The following is a 16,640-nucleotide window of genomic DNA, read 5'->3' as shown; positions in this document are numbered from 1 at the left end:
ATGGCTGCCGTCACCTTGCAAGATCAGCTGGGTGCGATGGCGCTGGTCGATGACCTGCGCCATCGGGCCCGACAGGTACAGGAGCACCTGAACCTCCCGGCACGTCGTCAGGAGGTGGCTACCCGCATCAGGGATTACTACACCTCAAACGATATCCCTTTCGATGAAGAGATCATCGAGCAAGGCGTTCGGATGTACTTCGATCAACGCCTAACCTTCGAAGCGCCTAAACAGTCGCTGCTCCAAAGATTCGGCGCGCATTTGATTATGAAGCGTCGAGTGATTGGATTACGCAGCCTGTACACAGCACTAGCAATAACAATCGGCGGCACGGGCCTGTGGTCCGCAAATGCTGGAATACAGGCCATTCAGAATTCCTCAGTCGCAAGCCTGGCGGCGGAGGCCCGGTCGGGTACTGCTGCGCTCATGTCTGAAATTGAGAGGCAGGACCGGGAGCTTGCCGCACTGAAAGCACAGTACGGGGGGGCCAATATCCCCAAGCTGAGCTGTTGACCGTCCAGGCGGAGAACGCATCCCGTAAAGCAAGAACACTGCTCGACACAGCTGCAATCCCTAAGGTGATCACCGCAACTAACCGAGATCAAACCGAAGAGCGGTTGGAGCGGTATGAGTCTGACTTCGACACTGCGAAGGCATTGCTTAGCGACAACCGGGGCGCCTTGCTCACCATTGACGCCCTGTACGCAACCACTAGTGAATTCCAGAAGCTGGTGGCCTCACAGGAATACAAGGTGCTGGCTGCTCGATATTCACCAATCAAGGCGCGTGAGGGCAAAGTTCGCCAAGCGATGGCGAGTGTTCGAGCTGGGGAGTCTTCGACGTTCGTAACGCCCTTCCAGGAATTGAAGCGGCTCCTGGCGCTAGCTGGGCCATTTCAAGCATTGGAGGTTCAGCACGCCACCATTCTTGGGAAGCTCAAAGGTGCCGGTTTTGCCGAGGCAGATATGGAGATTGTTTACGCTTTCTCTACCCGATTCGCTAAAGCTCTCCGGGAAATGGACCAGGCAGCGGCCAGCACTGCCGTGGTTTCTATGGAAAAGCTGCTTGAGTTCGGGCTGTTGCCACTCCAGCTGCACGTCAGCAACAGGTCCGGGGTAAAAAGCGGCTTTGCTGCAAAGTACAAAGAAACTGGCGGCCCGAGTTGGTGGCTTGTCGTGGAAGCCATCGATTCGGCCGGTGGCCAGATGGAAGTTCCTGTTCGCGACATCATTTCTGGCGAGGTAGGGATGGCGACCCATTTCGCAGTTCGTGTTCCTGAGGACGTATATCTCCAGGTCAGGGAGGACAAGAAGGATGGCATCGTCAACGATTCAGCCATGGGTGAAAAATTGCAGCAGAGCCTCAAGCTTAATTTCGATCAAGAACGAATCGAAGGCCAACCCTCTCTGCTCTTGAATTGGTGATGACATGAAACCATCGAAACTTCTCAGCCAGGTGAATGAACATTCACGGGGCCACGAAACCGCGCTGCGGAAAGCTGAGCGGGAGCTTGCGGCTGCTCAAGAGCAACTGCTTCGCCTCGACAACGAAATCGTCCACTCGATAGGAGTCATTGCCTCCACACAATTGAACAACTCGGGGGTAATTCCTGCGGATGTTGCGCATGTGCTCAAGCGCCGTGGCGAACAAGAAGCTGGCCTGCGCGAAGAGTTGAAGAGCATTGAGCAAAGCATCGGCAGCCAATACACCCGAGCCTCTGAGCTACGCGAAAAAATGGAGGCGGTTCGAGCTGATGTCGATAGCGCCCTTTCTTCTGATCCGGCATATGTGGCCTTGGCATCAAAAGCAGCAGAGCTGTCACAACAGGCTTCGATTGCTCAAGAGTTGCGCGACGAAATCCTTGCCGAATGTGATAAGAAGCTTGCTGGCTTTGTAGAGAACAAATGCTACTCGTATCTGCGCGGGGTCAAGTTCGGCACGCCTGAGTACAAGAAAGGCTGGGCCTCCCGCTATTTGGACGGAATCATTGCTGAACAGGTTAATTTCAAAGAAAACCTGGACAGCGAAACCACCCTCATAGCTATGCGTGAAACGATTCAAAACCAGGCCAAGTCGCTGGCGTCTGATTCCTCTGGACAGGCGAGCATGGAGGCTGCATACCGCACTCAAAAGCTTGACGAGGCTGGGCACGAGAGGCTGGTTGACTCCTATGCCGCCCTGAGTGACCAACTGTCGGCCTCCAAGAGCCGAGCAAATGAGATTCACAACCAACTCAAGGAGTTCGCAGCCGGCGAGGATAAGCACAGCCGATCAGCACGGCAGTTGATGTCTAAGCTGCTAATTTCTAAGACTCACGATGAGCTGGTCCGGCTTGCAGCAACGACCGGTAGCGAGGCGGATGACACTGCCGTAATGCGGGTTGACGCGCTCCGGGAAAAGCGGGCATCCCAGGTTGAGGATATTGACTACCTTGTGGGCCGAAAGGACCGTGCTGCACGAGAGTACGAGAAGGCTAAAGAAGCTGAGCGCCGTTTAAGGTCTCGCCTCGGGCGTGATGGTGACTCCCAATATCGCTACGACAGCTCGCTCGATCTGGATGCACTGCTGCTTGGCTACATGGCAGGCATGCTGGACATTGGACGCATCGAATCAAGCATCACGAGTCATCGTGAGGTCATTCCGACGCAAAGCTACAACTCCAGGAATGATGACGATAGCGGGTCTATTTTTGGGGGCTCTGGAAGCATTGGGGGCGGCACCCACAAAATCACGGAAAGCTTCGGCGGTGGATCATTTGAAATAACCGATAGTTTTTAAATCATCTATGGGAGTGTGGCAGGTACTGCACACTCCCTTGTTTTTAATCACTTTTTCACACCTGACACCCGAAGCCTCTCCTGCATAATTCCCACCCACAAAGCAGCCTACCGCACCGTCTTGAACGGTTGATCGGAACTTGAAACAGAAACGCTCAGTTGAGATCAGCGTCAATTTTCTGGAGCGTATTAGGGCGCCTACAATGATCTGCACGATCATCCATGTAAAATGCTGGTCAAAGCGATGACGCTTTCATTTCACACAGATCGCCTGGTCTAGAGAGCCGGATCACACAGTAAATGTGGTTACCCTGAACGTGGAGTTGCGCCACGGCAAGGGGCCGGAAAAGGTGGAATTCATGGACGCTTTCAACACCAACTTGGACGATGCAGTCCTCATCAATTATCAGCTGCGGCTACACCCCACCATCCGTGGAACACTTGATCATTTGCGGTCGGTTTCTAAACGTAGCCTCCACGCCTTGTGCATCTACCTATTGGAGATGAGTTTCGAGCAAGGGGTTGGGCTGAGTGAACCTCCGAAGCTTCCAAAACAGCGACTCGGCAAGCCAAATACTTTGCGACTCCCGGCAGACCTTCATCTCAAAATTGCTGAGGCCTGCAATGGCACTCGAAGCATGAATGCAGAGATCAACAACCGACTCTACATCCATGCTGTGTCTCTGCTTGACTCGCCTGCCTACAACCGGCGCAGCCCAGAAGCACAAGCTTTCCAGATTCTGACCCAGCATATGGAGCCAGAACTTGCAGAAGTGCTACGCAACCAGGCGCAGCACAAAGGGGTGACCATTTTCCAATTGGCGGGACAGATGCTGAATCAAGCACTGTCATTCTCACATCGGTCAGAAACCTCAGACCATACGACCGTTACCGCCGATAAGCCCAATCAAACTTTGGGCGAATAAAAAAGGCCAGCAGATGCTGGCCTTGGCGGACACGCAGGCATCAAGCCAATGCTTTTTTAAGCCCACCTACTATCGAAAGTAGCTTGTGGAAAATGTTGGCATTGATGAATTGACTGTACTCGACCTCAAGCTTGGCTCCCAGATCGATGACTGATTGAACACGGGCCATCTCGCGATGGGCCTCAGCGGTATCGTATGTAAAGCCGCGTGTTTGGACGAAAACAGCCTGGCCTTCCATCTGGATAATGCCCTTCCCGATCGAATACGAACGCAGGTTGATTAGGCCGGTCGCACCAAACTTTTTGGCCTCCGCAATTAATGCGTGCCGTGCCTGGTCATGCAGCGGTGCGGATGCAAAGCACGGGTACGCGAACTCGAAAATAACCTCGGCCTCGCGAAAACCGTCCTGTTCAGTTACCAGGAACTGCTCAGGGTTGCGAAGGATTTCATACACCTCGACATCGACAACGATATTGATTGCAGCCAAGCCTTTGGCGGTTGCCTTGGCCTCAAACGCAACTGCTTTGCCAGCTGCCGGCTGAAAGGCACATTCAGAGGCTTTAAAAAAGTAACTGGTATCTTCGTCAGCGCCTTTGATGAAGCCGTAACCTTGCTCAGCAAGGTAGCTGACGATGATGCCTTTGCGGGCTGCTTTGCTCATAATGTGTGACCTCTGAACCTTGGGTTTCATGTTAGTCAGTCTAACGGCCAGACTGGGAAATCAAGCCCCCTCAATCACAAAAGTTGGCTTTAAAGCCGCCTGGCTTGATGTTGAATCCCAAACCTCGGACGTTATATCGGTAGGAAAGCATTTCACAAAGGGCTAGACCATGATCACCACCTACATCAAATCCATGCGCCGTTGCGGGTATTACAACCAGCGGATAAACACCAAAGCATTCTTGGTCTGCTTTGCAGTCAACGGTCTAGTCACTCTGGCTGTATCCCAGGTGCCAGTCCTGAATGAAGTGGCCATGGCCGTCTTCTTCGTTGTGACTCTCTTGATGCTGGCTCAACGGCTTAACGACTGCGACCGCTCCAAGCACTGGCTGTGGGTCTTTCTGCTCGTACCATTCTTGGGTCCGTTCATAGCAGCGTGCACAACCCTTGTCCGTAGCTACCCGGCCACAAACCGCTTTGGTCCGCCTCAGGAATAGCCGGCGCTGCTGCGTTCGGCTTTCTGAAACCAGGCTTCCGGGGTTGAAACACAATTCTAACCCGTTAGAAGTACCTGGCCATGGTGCATTGCACCTCCAGACTGCTGACATGGAATGATCTGTGATATCACCATCCCCTATTTTTGTACCGCCCCAGACCTTGCACTCCGAAAATTACTGCTTGGAATGGGTCAGGTGCCTTGTGACATTTCTACCAGCCATGCGGCCGCGCGCTCGCGAAGCGCTCCTTCGACTTTCTGGCTGGAGCCACTGGCAGCTAATGGTTGAAAACTGCGAACCAACCTCGGGATTCGAGGTTTTCAGCATTGCACCATCTGAGCGGCTGGCAACCCACAAGAAGCATCGCGACATCTTGATTCGAGAGTTCGGGGTAAAACCTGCTTACGCCGATTACTTCCTGTGGAGTAACCCGGTAGGAGCTGACACGACCATTCGCGTTTCACCAGCTCACGATGGCGCACTATATGGACCCGGTGAAACCCCGAGTTCAAACTTGCCAGCGATTCTTGAAGCGTTAGATGAGGCGAACCTGAGAAGGTTACCGGGAACCGACCAGGCATTTACTCGCGAGCAGGCTTACACAGACCCGCAGGTTTACCTCGCAATGTTCCAGCACCTGGGATGGCCTTTCGCGATAGATGCAGATGACCTGTGGTCAGTTCCTACCTTCGTTCCAGCTGACTCGCTTGGGAGCATTCTCGATCCAGAGCTCGGAACAATCCCCGTTTTCTATACCGGGTTAACAAGCAACCCCGAGAGTCATTACGACCACTCAATGCAGGTTCTTACGGACTGGGCTCGCCAACAACAATCTGGGAGCCCCAGCCCTCTGGTGGTGCTGTTCTCCGAACCCATGGTTAAAACCACAAAGGATGGTTCCACTTCGGTTTTCGGAATTGTGGTTTCGGACGGTAACTGCTGGATGCTGCCACTCCGGCAAGGCTACGAAAACGCCGCAAGCATGCTGGTAGAGGCGATGGCATCTGGATCGATAATGTCGCCAGAAGTCCAAGACCTGGAGTTAATCATGGCCAGGCGGTTCGCAAACGCGAAAGAAGACCTGGCGAACCCAAGCAGACCGGCAGCTGGGAAAGCCGCTACAGTCATTACCTACGAGGGCAGTGGCTGGGGTCGCGTTTCAGTCGTTTGAGAGTGATTTCATCTGACAAAACAAACCCCGCCTAGAGCGGGGTTTTTGTTGTCTGTACCACGCATCGTTCCGGAATTCCTAGAGAGGCTTAGCCCAGTACACAAGTATAAAAAAACAGGGGCAAGCCCCTGTTCATTTGTAATGGTCGGCTAACCGAAAGCACGTCCATGGTGCTTCATCCGCGCCTCCTGCGCGATCATCGTTTCGATGCTGTAGAGAGTTTCGGGACTGATCAGCAAACGGTTGATGCCGATCGGCTCTCCCGTTACCACGTCAAAGCCATAGCCGTCACCTGTGCGGATCAGGTCTAGTGCTTTGACAACACGAGTCAGGGTCTCACGATCCCGGCTGAGCATATTGAGACTGATTGTCCTCTGCTCTTCAATACTCGCTGAATCAGACTCATCAGCCGAACGAGTCCCCTCCTTCATGCTTTTGCCATAATTGCTGATTCGGGCTGCAATTTCGGCTCTGCGCTTTTCGAGCCGATCACGGAAGAACTCAAGCTGAGCATCATCCATGTAGTTTTTTTCAGGCTGGGCTTTTAGTTCGATCTCGGTAAGCATAGGTGCTCGCGTCTAGTAGCGGTAAGCTGCCCAATTTAACGGTCGCGAGCTCGGTTTCAACTCGTTAGGCATGCAAAAGTGCACGGCAAGAACCTAGGCTTACCCTTGAATGAGCATTTCAGAGCGTTACCGTAGTGGTGACACAATAGGAGCTCCCATGCAGCACACCACTATCAACGCAGACCAAACCTCCCTGGTGAACGCTTACGGGCAAGGCGCCAACAGCCTTCTCGATCAAATGGCCTTCCAGGTTTCCCGCCTCACAGGTAAGGAAGCTACTGACTGGGAGTTCCGGATTTACGAGAACGGCCTGCTAATTCCTGTTCCTGCCGGGTTGACCTCAAGCACTGTTACCGAGGCTCAGTTGCGCGATTGCTTTTACAAGGCCATTACACGAACGGCTGAGGCGCTTGTGGTATCTGGGTCTGTGGAAGAGCTCCCTGAGAACATAGTCAAGGCATGTGAGTCAGCTGCTGCCTTGAAAGCACTAACCCTGGTTAACTGAGGGCCAATCCCATGGAAACTACCAAGCACGAATCAACGCAAAAGCCAGGCATGTATAAAATTGGCCGGCTGGCCCTGCCCGGCCGAAACTTCTTAATCATTGCGGTTCTGGGTTTGGTGCTGGTCTCTACAGTAGGCTCTTTCTTCAATACAGCTAAGAATGGAGATAGTGCCGCTGATATTCTCTTTAGCGGCCAGGCTGCGAGTTTTCTCCTGCTGCTGATCTGGGCGCTGGTCGTATACACGGCGATATCTAAGGGCACGGTGGCGCACAACATGCTCGCTGTGCGGGTCGGCCTACTTGCCTTTGTTGTTGGCCACTTCGTAGCCAACATCCTCACGCTTTTTATCTGACCCGATTTAACACCCCAACCAGTTGGAACAGAAAAGTCGGCCGTTATACTGGCCTCAGCGAAAGCGACAAACCCTAATCCCTGTAGGTAGAGACGAATGAACAAATCGGAACTGATTGACTCCATCGCTGCAACTGCTGATATCCCGAAATCCACGGCGGGCCGAGCACTGGATGCTGTTATTGAGTCGGTGACTGGCGCTTTGAAAGCAGGCGACTCTGTGGTGCTGGTTGGCTTCGGCACATTTGTGGTCAAAGAGCGTGCCGCTCGAACCGGCCGGAACCCACAAACCGGCAAGCCCATCGAGATCAAATCTGCCAAAATTCCCGGCTTCAAGCCGGGGAAAGGCCTCAAAGATGCCGTAAATTAGGTAGTATCTGTTTCATTATCTGTGGATAAGTCGTGAAAAGCCCCGTCAATCGGGGCTTTTCATTTTCCGTCCGAATTAAAAATCCTGAAACGGTGTTTCATTCCTCTATCAAGACAAACCGTGATCGTACTGAAATGATCGCGTTTCATTTCTGACGCCCTTCTTCCTGGTCAGTCCAGCCAGTATCCTGACCGATACCATCTCCACGATGGCGCGCAAGACTTGAGCATTCGCAACCTGATTGAGAGCCCTGCTACGCTGAGTCCCACACATCTGTCGCTGCCAGATGCTACAAAACGGACAGGGGACGCTATGAGTAACCAACGCCTACCGAATCTCCAGCCGCTTGCCGCGCTCCAGGTCATATCGGAAGTCATCGACGGACAGCTAAAAACGCTTGAAGACCAGTGCTTTGCCCTCCAGCAGGCACACGATAAACCTGGTTCGATGGATGATCGGACAATCGAACACGTCCTGAAGGTGTTCGCTGAAACGAAGCAGATGATGCCGGTCTATGACCTACAGCTCGGGTATTGGCAACAGAAGTGCTCCCCTTCGCCCGCCCAGCATCGAGAGATCGATAGGCTCGCGGAACAAATTGCCAAGTCGTACTCTGCAATCGATCTGGTTTTGGCGTTGGCCACCAAGATCAAGGCCGAAACCATTCTCTAGCTGCTTGAGGGATGCGGAGCGCATCTGGGTATCGCGCTCGCGAACGACCAGGAACCCGATCCCATGTGCCCAAATGAGACGCCAGCCGCTTTGAAGGTGCACAAGCTAGCTGAACTGCACGCGGTCTTAGCCCGCGCGGTGAAGGAACCGCAGGCGGACATGCGCATATGGTGGCAAGGCGTGTTGCATGGGCGCCTGTTAGAGCTGGAGGCGGCTGGAGTGCTGAGCGCCGACGACAGCGCCGCGTTTGCCGACTTGGTGCAACAGGCGTTCACCTCGCCCTTACCTCCCGCCAACGACCCTGCATAATTTCTCCGAATTCTGCGGACTCCCCTAGGTGGTCTGAAACGGTGTGGCCAGTGGCAGTGGACGGTGATTCGTAAGCGCATGTTTTTAAAGGCTTATCCGAGCACGCTTGATTTTGAAACACTTTTCTAATGCTTATTGAAGGATGCCCTCGCGGGCTGATCCTCGCCGTGTACAAAAAGCCCTGCCTTGGCAGGGCTTTTTCATTCTGATCCGCGAAGCGTTCCACCACACCCACCCTGCAAAGATTCAACTACCAGCCAACACTCTCGCCAAGAGCTAAGCAAAATGATTCCTTGAGGTTTTTTTTCAAAGAACAAACAAAACACCTCGAAAATGAGGCACCTCGAATCACTATTACTGTGATGATCCGTAGAGGTAGCTTCATGCAACTGATTCACACTGACGAGGCCAAGGCGTTCCTCGATCACTCCTATAGCGTTGGGCAATCCGCCCGCCCGCTGCTGCCAGTGTTCCTTGGCAAAGGAACCAAGCTGATCAGCTCTTCGCGCACGCCTGGCGACCAACGGACTATTGCGGCTCAATTTATGAGCTCGATTGACGTTGCCCACAACCGGTTGCTCCAGCTGCTAAGGCCGTTCCTATTCGTCAACGGGGAAAATCTGTTTAAAGGGCTAGACCCGACACCCGCTCTTGACCCGCAAAAGCACTACTCGAAGCTGGTGATGCCAGCAGTCAATCTATTGGTTGATTACGACATTTTGCTCGGCCTGCTTGATCTGTATCCCACGGTGCACCGAGACACCCCAGCTGTGAGGGCAGAGGCAACAAAACAGGTACAGAAGGCGTTCTCTCGCATACACGCAGCAGAACAACGAATTGCAAGCGGCAAGATGTTCGGCAACACATGAGTGCCCTTCTGACTAATCCACAAGGGACTAGTCGCGAAGAGGCGACTCTGGTCGATATCGAGTTCAGGTCACCATCTGGACCATGGGTGATTGGGCGATTCCTGCGCCCTGACGGGTCTGACTTTGCCGCCACCGGCAATTTCGGTGACACCATCCTTTATGAGGATTTTATCCTCTATGGACAGCGGAAGCCTGACATCCAGGGCGCTGACTTCGACGTTACTCAATTCACCTCGATGCCACCAAAAGCTACGAGCTCGCTCCCTGGATATCTAGCATCTCTCACAGGCGCCCAGCGCAGTTCAACGGTGAAGGTGGTCGCTCATTTTGGCGACCACACCATCGATATTTTGGAAAAAAACCCAGAGCGGCTTTTCGAGGCGGACATCCCAGACAGGGATATAGAGCGGCTGCATAAGGGGTGGATCGAATTGCGTTCTAGCCGTCTCGCGATGGCAAAAGTAGATATCGAAGGCATTCACCCCGACAAACTCAGCAAGTTGCAAAGGTCGCTGGGATATTCAGTTGACCTCAATACCCTGATCAAAGAAGACCCATATCTGCTCTACACCCATTTTGACGACATGCTTTTCCAGTCGGCTTTGAGTTTAGGGATGCGGATTCCGCGCTGACTCGGACACCCATTCCACGCACATCCGGACAGTGATTCCACGCTGATCCGGACACCCATTCCACGAGCATCCGGACACTGATTCCACAGCCATCCGGACACTTTCTGGCAGGCAGCTACGCAGGATTTATTCACTACCATTGGCCTCTTTTTCGAAGCAGAGAGGTCGTCGTGGAGCGTTTATCCATGCGTAAAATCCGTGAAGTGTTGCGCCTCAAGTTCGATTGCGGGCTGTCTGTCCGTAAGATCTCCCGCAGTCTGGGCATAGGTCACAGCAGTGCCGGTGATTACCTTTGCCGATTCACGGCCTGCGGCCTCTCCTGGCCGCTCCCTACTGAGTTGTCCGACGCAGAGCTGGAGCGGCGCCTGTTCCCGCCACCGCCGGCGGTACCCTCTGAGCAACGACCAACTCCCGACTGGGCCTGGGTGCATGCCGAGCTGCGCCGACCAGGCGTGACCCTGGCACTGCTCTGGCAGGAGTATCGGCTGGGCCAGCCACAGGGCTTCCAGTACAGCTGGTTCTGCGACCACTACCGGGCCTGGCAGGGCAAACTGGATGTGGTGATGCGCCAGGAGCATCGCGTCGGCGAGAAGCTGTTTGTCGACTATGCCGGCCAGACGGTGCCGGTGATCGACCGTCACAGCGGCGAGATTCGTCAGGCGCAGGTGTTCGTCGCGGTGCTCGGTGCCTCCAGCTACACCTTCGCCGAGGCCACCTGGTCGCAGCAGTTGCCCGACTGGCTGGGCTCCCATGCCCGTTGCTTCGCCTTCCTCGGCGGGGTGCCGGAGATCGTGGTGCCGGACAACCTGCGCAGTGCGGTGAGCAAGGCCCATCGCTACGAACCGGACATCAACCCCAGCTACCGCGACTTGGCCGAGCACTATGGCGTGGCGGTGGTGCCGGCGCGGGCGCGTAAGCCCCGCGACAAGGCCAAGGCCGAGGTCGGCGTGCAGGTGGTCGAGCGCTGGATCCTCGCCGCCTTGCGCCATCGCCAGTTCTTCTCCCTGGACGAGCTCAACACGGCCATCGCCGTGCTGCTGGAGCGGCTCAACCAACGGCCGTTCAAGAAGCTGCCGGGCTCCCGGCAGTCGGCCTTCGCCAGCCTGGATCGCCCGGCTCTGCGCCCGTTGCCGGAGCAGCCCTACGTCTATGCCGAGTGGAAGAAGGCGCGGGTGCACATCGACTACCACGTCGAGGTTGACGGGCATTACTACTCGGTGCCCTACCAGCTGGTGAAGAAGCAGCTGGAGGTGCGCCTGACGGCCCGCACCGTGGAGTGCTTCCACGCCAACCAGCGGGTGGCCAGCCACGTACGCTCCCTGCACAAAGGCCGGCACAGCACGCAGACCGAGCACATGCCCAAGAGCCATCGCGAGCATGCCGAGTGGACGCCTCAACGGCTTATCCGCTGGGCCGAGCAGACCGGCCCGAACACCGCCGGCGTAATCAGCCACATCCTCGAACGGCGCGTGCATCCGCAGCATGGCTACCGCGCTTGCCTGGGCATCCTGCGCCTGGGCAAGCACCACGGCGAAGAACGGCTGGAAGCCGCCTGCCAGCGCGCCCTAAGCCTCGGTGCCTGTAGCTACAAAAGCCTCGAATCGATTCTGCGCCAAGGCCTGGAAAACCTGCCGCTGGCTCAACAGAACCTACCCCTACTACCGGACGACCACGCCAACCTGCGCGGCCCCGGCTACTACCACTGAACAAAGGAATCCCACCATGCTGCCTCACCCGACCCTGGACAAGCTGCAAACCCTGCGCCTGCACGGCATGCTCAAAGCCCTCGCCGAGCAACTGAAAACACCCGACATCGACAGCCTGAGCTTCGAAGAACGCCTCGGCCTGTTGGTCGATCGCGAGCTGACCGAGCGCGACGACAAGCGCCTGAGCAACCGCCTACGCCAGGCCCGGCTCAAGCACAACGCCTGCCTCGAAGACATCGACTACCGCGCCCCGCGCGGGCTGGACAAGGCGCTGATCCTGCAACTGCGCAGCGGCCAGTGGCTGCGCGACGGCCTCAACCTGATCATCGGCGGCCCCACCGGCGTCGGCAAAACCTGGCTGGCCTGCGCCCTGGCCCACCAGGCCTGCCGGGACGGCTGCAGCGTGCGCTATCTGCGCCTGCCACGGCTGCTGGAAGAACTGGGCCTGGCACATGGCGACGGCCGCTTCGTCAAGCTGATGAGCAGCTACGCCAAGACCGACCTGCTGATCCTCGATGACTGGGGCCTGGCACCGTTCACCACCGAACAGCGCCGCGACATGCTGGAGCTGCTGGACGACCGCTACGGCCAACGCTCAACCATCGTGACCAGTCAGATGCCGGTGGACAACTGGCACGAACTGATCGGCGATCCGACCCTGGCCGACGCCATCCTCGACCGCCTGGTGCACAACGCCTACCGGATCAACCTGAAGGGAGAGTCGATGCGCAGGCGGGCGAAGAAATTGACGACGCCGGGCACCTCAGACTAACAATGCATATCCTGCGTCGCTGCGCTCCGACTGCCTGTCCGGATGACCGTGGAACAGGTGTCCGGATCAGCGTGGGCTGAGTGTCCGAATGGCGTGGAATCCGCATTTAGGGAAGCGGCTTGGGGTTCCTAATACCTCATTGTCGGCTATCAAGGGGGCTGTGATTGCAACGCTGCGTAGAGAAGCATGGCAGGGCCATAGCTACGTTGAAGGTCGGCCCATGGTCGATTCCTGCACAAAGCTGCTTGGCATAGAGCGAGAAGCAGTCCTCCTACATATCAAAGAGGCGGTAACCAATCTCAGCCTCTCCAGAGTGATCGCAGTAGAAGACGGACGCGCACAGCTTATGAGCCTGCGCACGGCCGAAAGAAAGCTAATTGATCTGGCAGTTCAGTGGTCGCACCTCAACAGCGACGATATGGATGACATCGTTCCAACAGATGAAATGGCCCTCAAATTGCTGCGTCCACTAAAGCTTGGTGCGGCGCCGGCGCGACAGATATCGGCAGGTCTAAGGATGCTGCTGGGGGAGCGATTTGGCCTGGTTCAGTGCGAAACACTAGCGGACCAGATGACGATCGCCCGAGCAATCGAACTCATCCTGGAGGGGTACGGAACAGACGTTGTGTTCTCGACTTACACCTGCGAAATGGCTGATCAAATTGCAGGAACTCTGGCGGGTGGCGCTTCTGTAGTGACATATGCAGCGCTGGTAGGCCTCGATCCGGACTCGGGAGTGCCATTACAGCGAGCAGAAAGCCCAATCGAAACCGAGGTACTGGTCTTGATTGCAGCCGACGCCTTAGGTGTTGAAGAGATGACGCACATCATGGAGGCAATGCCGGACAACGGCCGGCTCTTCATACTGGGATGCCCAAAAGACCTGCCAGCACTAACCGTAGGCCAACCCTTTGAGGAAATGGTCAAGGTACGTGACATCAAGTGCTTCCAAGCGAGTTTCTGGCTCCCGGCCCGAACAGACGCTCGGTTAGCTTGCAGTCAAATCTGGAGTGGGCGGCTACAGCCTAAGCTCGACAACTTCAATCCATCTGAACCACTGTCATGGCTGAACATTGCTCGTGACGACTTGCCCCATGCAGTCGCCGAACTCATTAAGGGCTTGGCCTCAAAAACCGGTATTGCTCCGTTTGAGGATATAAGGGTCGTCACGCCAAGCCCGCGTGCTAATGACCCCATTCACGACATTTCCAACTGGATGGCACCTGTGCTGGCCGAAGGAATTATTGGTGAATCGGAGCCGGTGTCATTCCAAGGAAAGCAGTTCACTGCGGGGCTTCCCGTCGTAATTCGACAACCTATAGCAGGCACAGACCACCCCGCGTTCTCAATATTCACGCCCGAAGAAATAACAACAAGCACAATTAAGCTTCGCTCAAAAAATCGTGGAACTTTCAACCTGTATATCGACAACAGAATCGATGTCTTTCCAGCAACTGTAATAGCCCCGAAGTTTATTCGAGGGCGGATTTATGACTTCGTAATTCTTATTGTTCTGAAAGAGCACCACAACCTGATAAATCAGGAATTGATATCCACCCTACTTAACTCGACGAAAACCTCATTAGTTATCGCTGGGGAAATTGATGGTTTAGGTGAAGGATTCAAGGACAGACCCCGTAGTCGGGCCCGATCGAAACTTTCGAATTGGATTTCTTTAGATGTCGATTAAGTCAGCACGCCGAGAAGCACAGAAGAAGGCAAACCTTGAGTTGATGCGTAAGCACAACCTCGGTATTGGGCTGGCAATGTTTGGTGCCGCAATTCCATTCGTCCCTATGTACTTGCCAGCAGCAATAGCCATTGCCACAGCTATCTATTGCCTCGGTATTGAACAAAAGATGGCCGAGAACAATCGGCCAATCGTTTGGGATACAAATTACACGGAAGAAGAACTTGCAGACTGCGACCTTAGACGGAGCACTTTCTTTGGCAAGGTAATGCCGTGGTCTGAATGGAAGGATGGCATTGATCAAATTGCCAATACACGCGGCACAGCCACGGCTGACGATGTGCGGGGAGCGTTGATTGACGCATACCCGTCGATGATACCGTTCATGCTTACGGACGACATCATGACCAGGCACGTGGCGCTTCTAGCAGCCACGGGGACCGGCAAAACCGAACTGATTTTAAGTATCATCCAGCAGCAAATAAAAAAAGGCGCAGGCTTAATTCTGGTTGAAGCCAAATCAGACTCAGACCTATCCGGTTCCATCTACGGAATGATGGAAGCAGCCGGTCGCCTTGATGAATTCAGACTGATCAACTTTGAGTTCCCAGAGATTAGCCACACTTACAACCCATTTTTCTCTGGTGGGGTGCGTGCAACTATATCAACAGCTATGAAAATCCAGGCGAATTCAACAGAGGAATTCTGGAATGACGTAGCCCGATACAGTTTAACTGCTGCAATTCTTACGCTGAAATTGCAGCCCGGCGAACCAGCATTCCACATTAAAGATATTATTGCGGTCCTATCAGACTTCGACCTGCTACTTAAATATATTAAGGCCATCAAAGACAACGATTCTTCCTCACACCTAGATGGCAAACAGTGGCTGTACAGTTATCTGCGGTTCTGGCGTGACGATGTAAAAGACTCGTGGAACTATAGCAACTTCAAAACGCTGCTCCAGGGCCTCATTGCAAAGCTAAGCGCATTCGCTCATTCCGAGTACGCACGCATTGTGAACACCTACAACCCTGATGTTGATATCAAGGAAGCGATCCTCGGAAACCAAGTCGTTGTTCTATCGATGTCTTCACTTGCGGATAAGGACGGCGTTGAGCTTTTCGGCAAGCTTTTCATCAGTGATTTGGCTCGTGCGGTTGGTGAAATCCAACTAGAGAAAAGCAAGCCGCTGATGATCAATCCAGCGATCTTCGACGAATACCCTTCATTCATGGACGATACCCAGACCAGTCTCTTCCAGTTAGCTCGAAGCGCTAACGTCCCGATAATTATTGCCTTCCAGGGCGTGAGCTTCCTTGAGGCGGTGGACGCCACATTCGTTGAGAAAGTCTTGGGTAACTGCTGGACGCATCTTTACTGCGATGTCCGTGACACAAAGACACGGGAGTTTGCGGTCAAGTTGGCAGGGACCATGGTGCGGCAATTCGTATCCGAAGCTAGCGGCACAAGCCACGGGTCAAGCCACGGCTCAGAGGCGTCTGGTGTGCTTTCAACAGACAGCGAAGGCCTCAGCTCAAGTGAGAGCACCAAAGCAACACGCGAGGAAATCCTCCAACCCGAGGACTTCTCAACGCTTGATCAAGGCGATGGGATCATCGTGGCTAAATCAGGCACCTATAGAGTTCGTATGCCGCTTGTACGAAACACGTTCCCAAACACCCATTTTTCACAGATGAGACTTGTACGTCGAAATAGCCGTGGCCGCCAGGGCATCAATGCCTGGGACGCCCTGTACGAGAAAAACGTCTCGATGATGTCGAAGGTATAACCCTCGACCTTTTCGCATGCGAAAACTTTGGAGCAAATTTCGTGAACTGGACTGAGAAGCTACGCAACTGGGACTACGACCTCGCCGGGGTTGCCGACTGGTTTTGGAATATCGTGGAGTTCCATGTACAGCGTGTCGGCTGGCCCGCATACGTGGGGATTCTCATAACACTTCTTGTGATGGGACTTGCTTTCACACCGACCAGACCGGTTACGTCACTCTTGATAAGTGGCACCTTCCGGACGGTGTTTGCATATCTCCAAATTGTCCTGTCCCTCATCACGGTACAGGCTGTTGGTTTCATAGGTCGTGTATTCCTTGCCATATTCCACCGCGCGCGGAAATGGGTTGCAGACAATTTGCGAGCCTCAAGA

The 16,640-nt window shown here is 54.5% G+C and carries 19 protein-coding genes; 17 read left to right on the top strand and 2 right to left on the bottom strand.

The annotated features are described in order from the left end of the window. The 4 genes from AC0T4W_RS00820 to AC0T4W_RS00805 all read left to right on the top strand — a co-directional run bounded on the left by AC0T4W_RS00820 (position 1) and on the right by AC0T4W_RS00805 (position 3,703). A complete protein-coding gene (locus AC0T4W_RS00820) occupies positions 1 to 513 on the top strand; it encodes a DUF6384 family protein (protein ID WP_476314828.1) in 513 nt (170 codons plus the stop codon). Then, positions 510 to 1,424, top strand: coding sequence for a DUF6384 family protein (locus tag AC0T4W_RS00815; RefSeq protein ID WP_476314825.1), 915 nt, complete (start codon positions 510 to 512; stop codon positions 1,422 to 1,424). Before AC0T4W_RS00820 ends, AC0T4W_RS00815 begins: the two co-directional genes overlap by 4 nt. Before the next feature lie 4 nt (positions 1,425 to 1,428). Next, a complete protein-coding gene (locus AC0T4W_RS00810) occupies positions 1,429 to 2,778 on the top strand; it encodes a hypothetical protein (protein ID WP_476314822.1) in 1,350 nt (449 codons plus the stop codon). Positions 2,779 to 3,136: 358 nt separating this feature from the next. Beyond that, complete coding sequence (locus tag AC0T4W_RS00805) at positions 3,137 to 3,703, top strand: hypothetical protein (RefSeq protein ID WP_476314819.1); 567 nt, start codon at positions 3,137 to 3,139, stop codon at positions 3,701 to 3,703. A 40-nt stretch (positions 3,704 to 3,743) separates the two neighbouring features. Here the strand turns inward: AC0T4W_RS00805 and AC0T4W_RS00800 are convergent, their stop codons facing one another. Continuing rightward, on the bottom strand, positions 3,744 to 4,364 hold the full coding sequence (locus tag AC0T4W_RS00800; protein WP_476314816.1) for a cold-shock protein: 621 nt from the start codon (positions 4,362 to 4,364) through the stop codon (positions 3,744 to 3,746). 169 nt (positions 4,365 to 4,533) lie between these two features. Here AC0T4W_RS00800 and AC0T4W_RS00795 point away from each other — a divergent pair, with 169 nt between their 5' ends. Both AC0T4W_RS00795 and AC0T4W_RS00790 read left to right on the top strand, forming a co-directional pair. Next, on the top strand, positions 4,534 to 4,860 hold the full coding sequence (locus AC0T4W_RS00795; protein WP_476314813.1) for a DUF805 domain-containing protein: 327 nt from the start codon (positions 4,534 to 4,536) through the stop codon (positions 4,858 to 4,860). A 280-nt stretch (positions 4,861 to 5,140) separates the two neighbouring features. Next, entirely contained in the window at positions 5,141 to 6,031 is an 891-nt protein-coding gene (locus AC0T4W_RS00790; RefSeq protein ID WP_476314810.1) for a hypothetical protein, read from the top strand. A 149-nt stretch (positions 6,032 to 6,180) separates the two neighbouring features. Here the strand turns inward: AC0T4W_RS00790 and AC0T4W_RS00785 are convergent, their stop codons facing one another. After that, positions 6,181 to 6,597, bottom strand: coding sequence for a TraR/DksA family transcriptional regulator (locus tag AC0T4W_RS00785; RefSeq protein WP_476314807.1), 417 nt, complete (start codon positions 6,595 to 6,597; stop codon positions 6,181 to 6,183). A gap of 157 nt (positions 6,598 to 6,754) precedes the next feature. Between AC0T4W_RS00785 and AC0T4W_RS00780 the strand changes: the two genes are divergently transcribed. From AC0T4W_RS00780 to AC0T4W_RS00730, 11 genes are all read left to right on the top strand, one after another. Next, positions 6,755 to 7,102 carry a hypothetical protein gene (locus AC0T4W_RS00780; RefSeq protein ID WP_476314804.1) on the top strand — a complete coding sequence of 116 codons (348 nt, stop codon included), beginning with the start codon at positions 6,755 to 6,757 and terminating at the stop codon, positions 7,100 to 7,102. A gap of 11 nt (positions 7,103 to 7,113) precedes the next feature. Further along, positions 7,114 to 7,455, top strand: coding sequence for a hypothetical protein (locus AC0T4W_RS00775; protein ID WP_476314801.1), 342 nt, complete (start codon positions 7,114 to 7,116; stop codon positions 7,453 to 7,455). 96 nt (positions 7,456 to 7,551) lie between these two features. After that, entirely contained in the window at positions 7,552 to 7,824 is a 273-nt protein-coding gene (locus tag AC0T4W_RS00770) for an HU family DNA-binding protein (protein ID WP_476314798.1), read from the top strand. 312 nt (positions 7,825 to 8,136) lie between these two features. Next, positions 8,137 to 8,496 carry a hypothetical protein gene (locus AC0T4W_RS00765; protein WP_476314795.1) on the top strand — a complete coding sequence of 120 codons (360 nt, stop codon included), beginning with the start codon at positions 8,137 to 8,139 and terminating at the stop codon, positions 8,494 to 8,496. Between the two features lie 159 nt (positions 8,497 to 8,655). Then, complete coding sequence (locus tag AC0T4W_RS00760; protein ID WP_476314792.1) at positions 8,656 to 8,805, top strand: hypothetical protein; 150 nt, start codon at positions 8,656 to 8,658, stop codon at positions 8,803 to 8,805. Between the two features lie 383 nt (positions 8,806 to 9,188). Beyond that, on the top strand, positions 9,189 to 9,674 hold the full coding sequence (locus AC0T4W_RS00755; RefSeq protein WP_476314789.1) for a hypothetical protein: 486 nt from the start codon (positions 9,189 to 9,191) through the stop codon (positions 9,672 to 9,674). Beyond that, positions 9,671 to 10,306: a hypothetical protein gene (locus tag AC0T4W_RS00750; RefSeq protein ID WP_476314786.1), complete on the top strand. Its 636-nt coding sequence runs from the start codon at positions 9,671 to 9,673 to the stop codon at positions 10,304 to 10,306. Before AC0T4W_RS00755 ends, AC0T4W_RS00750 begins: the two co-directional genes overlap by 4 nt. 185 nt (positions 10,307 to 10,491) lie before the next feature. Next, positions 10,492 to 12,012: an IS21 family transposase gene (gene istA, locus AC0T4W_RS00745; RefSeq protein ID WP_476314783.1), complete on the top strand. Its 1,521-nt coding sequence runs from the start codon at positions 10,492 to 10,494 to the stop codon at positions 12,010 to 12,012. 16 nt (positions 12,013 to 12,028) lie between these two features. Further along, positions 12,029 to 12,784 carry an IS21-like element helper ATPase IstB gene (gene istB / locus AC0T4W_RS00740; RefSeq protein WP_476314780.1) on the top strand — a complete coding sequence of 252 codons (756 nt, stop codon included), beginning with the start codon at positions 12,029 to 12,031 and terminating at the stop codon, positions 12,782 to 12,784. A gap of 88 nt (positions 12,785 to 12,872) precedes the next feature. Next, positions 12,873 to 14,474, top strand: a complete 1,602-nt coding sequence (locus AC0T4W_RS00735; RefSeq protein WP_476314777.1) for a DEAD/DEAH box helicase family protein — start codon at positions 12,873 to 12,875, stop codon at positions 14,472 to 14,474. Continuing rightward, positions 14,464 to 16,266 (top strand): type IV secretory system conjugative DNA transfer family protein, encoded by a 1,803-nt coding sequence (locus AC0T4W_RS00730; protein WP_476314774.1) that lies wholly within the window; start codon positions 14,464 to 14,466, stop codon positions 16,264 to 16,266. The genes AC0T4W_RS00735 and AC0T4W_RS00730 overlap by 11 nt, the downstream gene beginning before the upstream one ends. Positions 16,267 to 16,640: the final 374 nt, after the last annotated feature.

It is taken from the genome of Pseudomonas sp. C7.1 (genome assembly GCF_056312395.1).
This window is presented reverse-complemented; position numbering and strand designations above follow the sequence as displayed.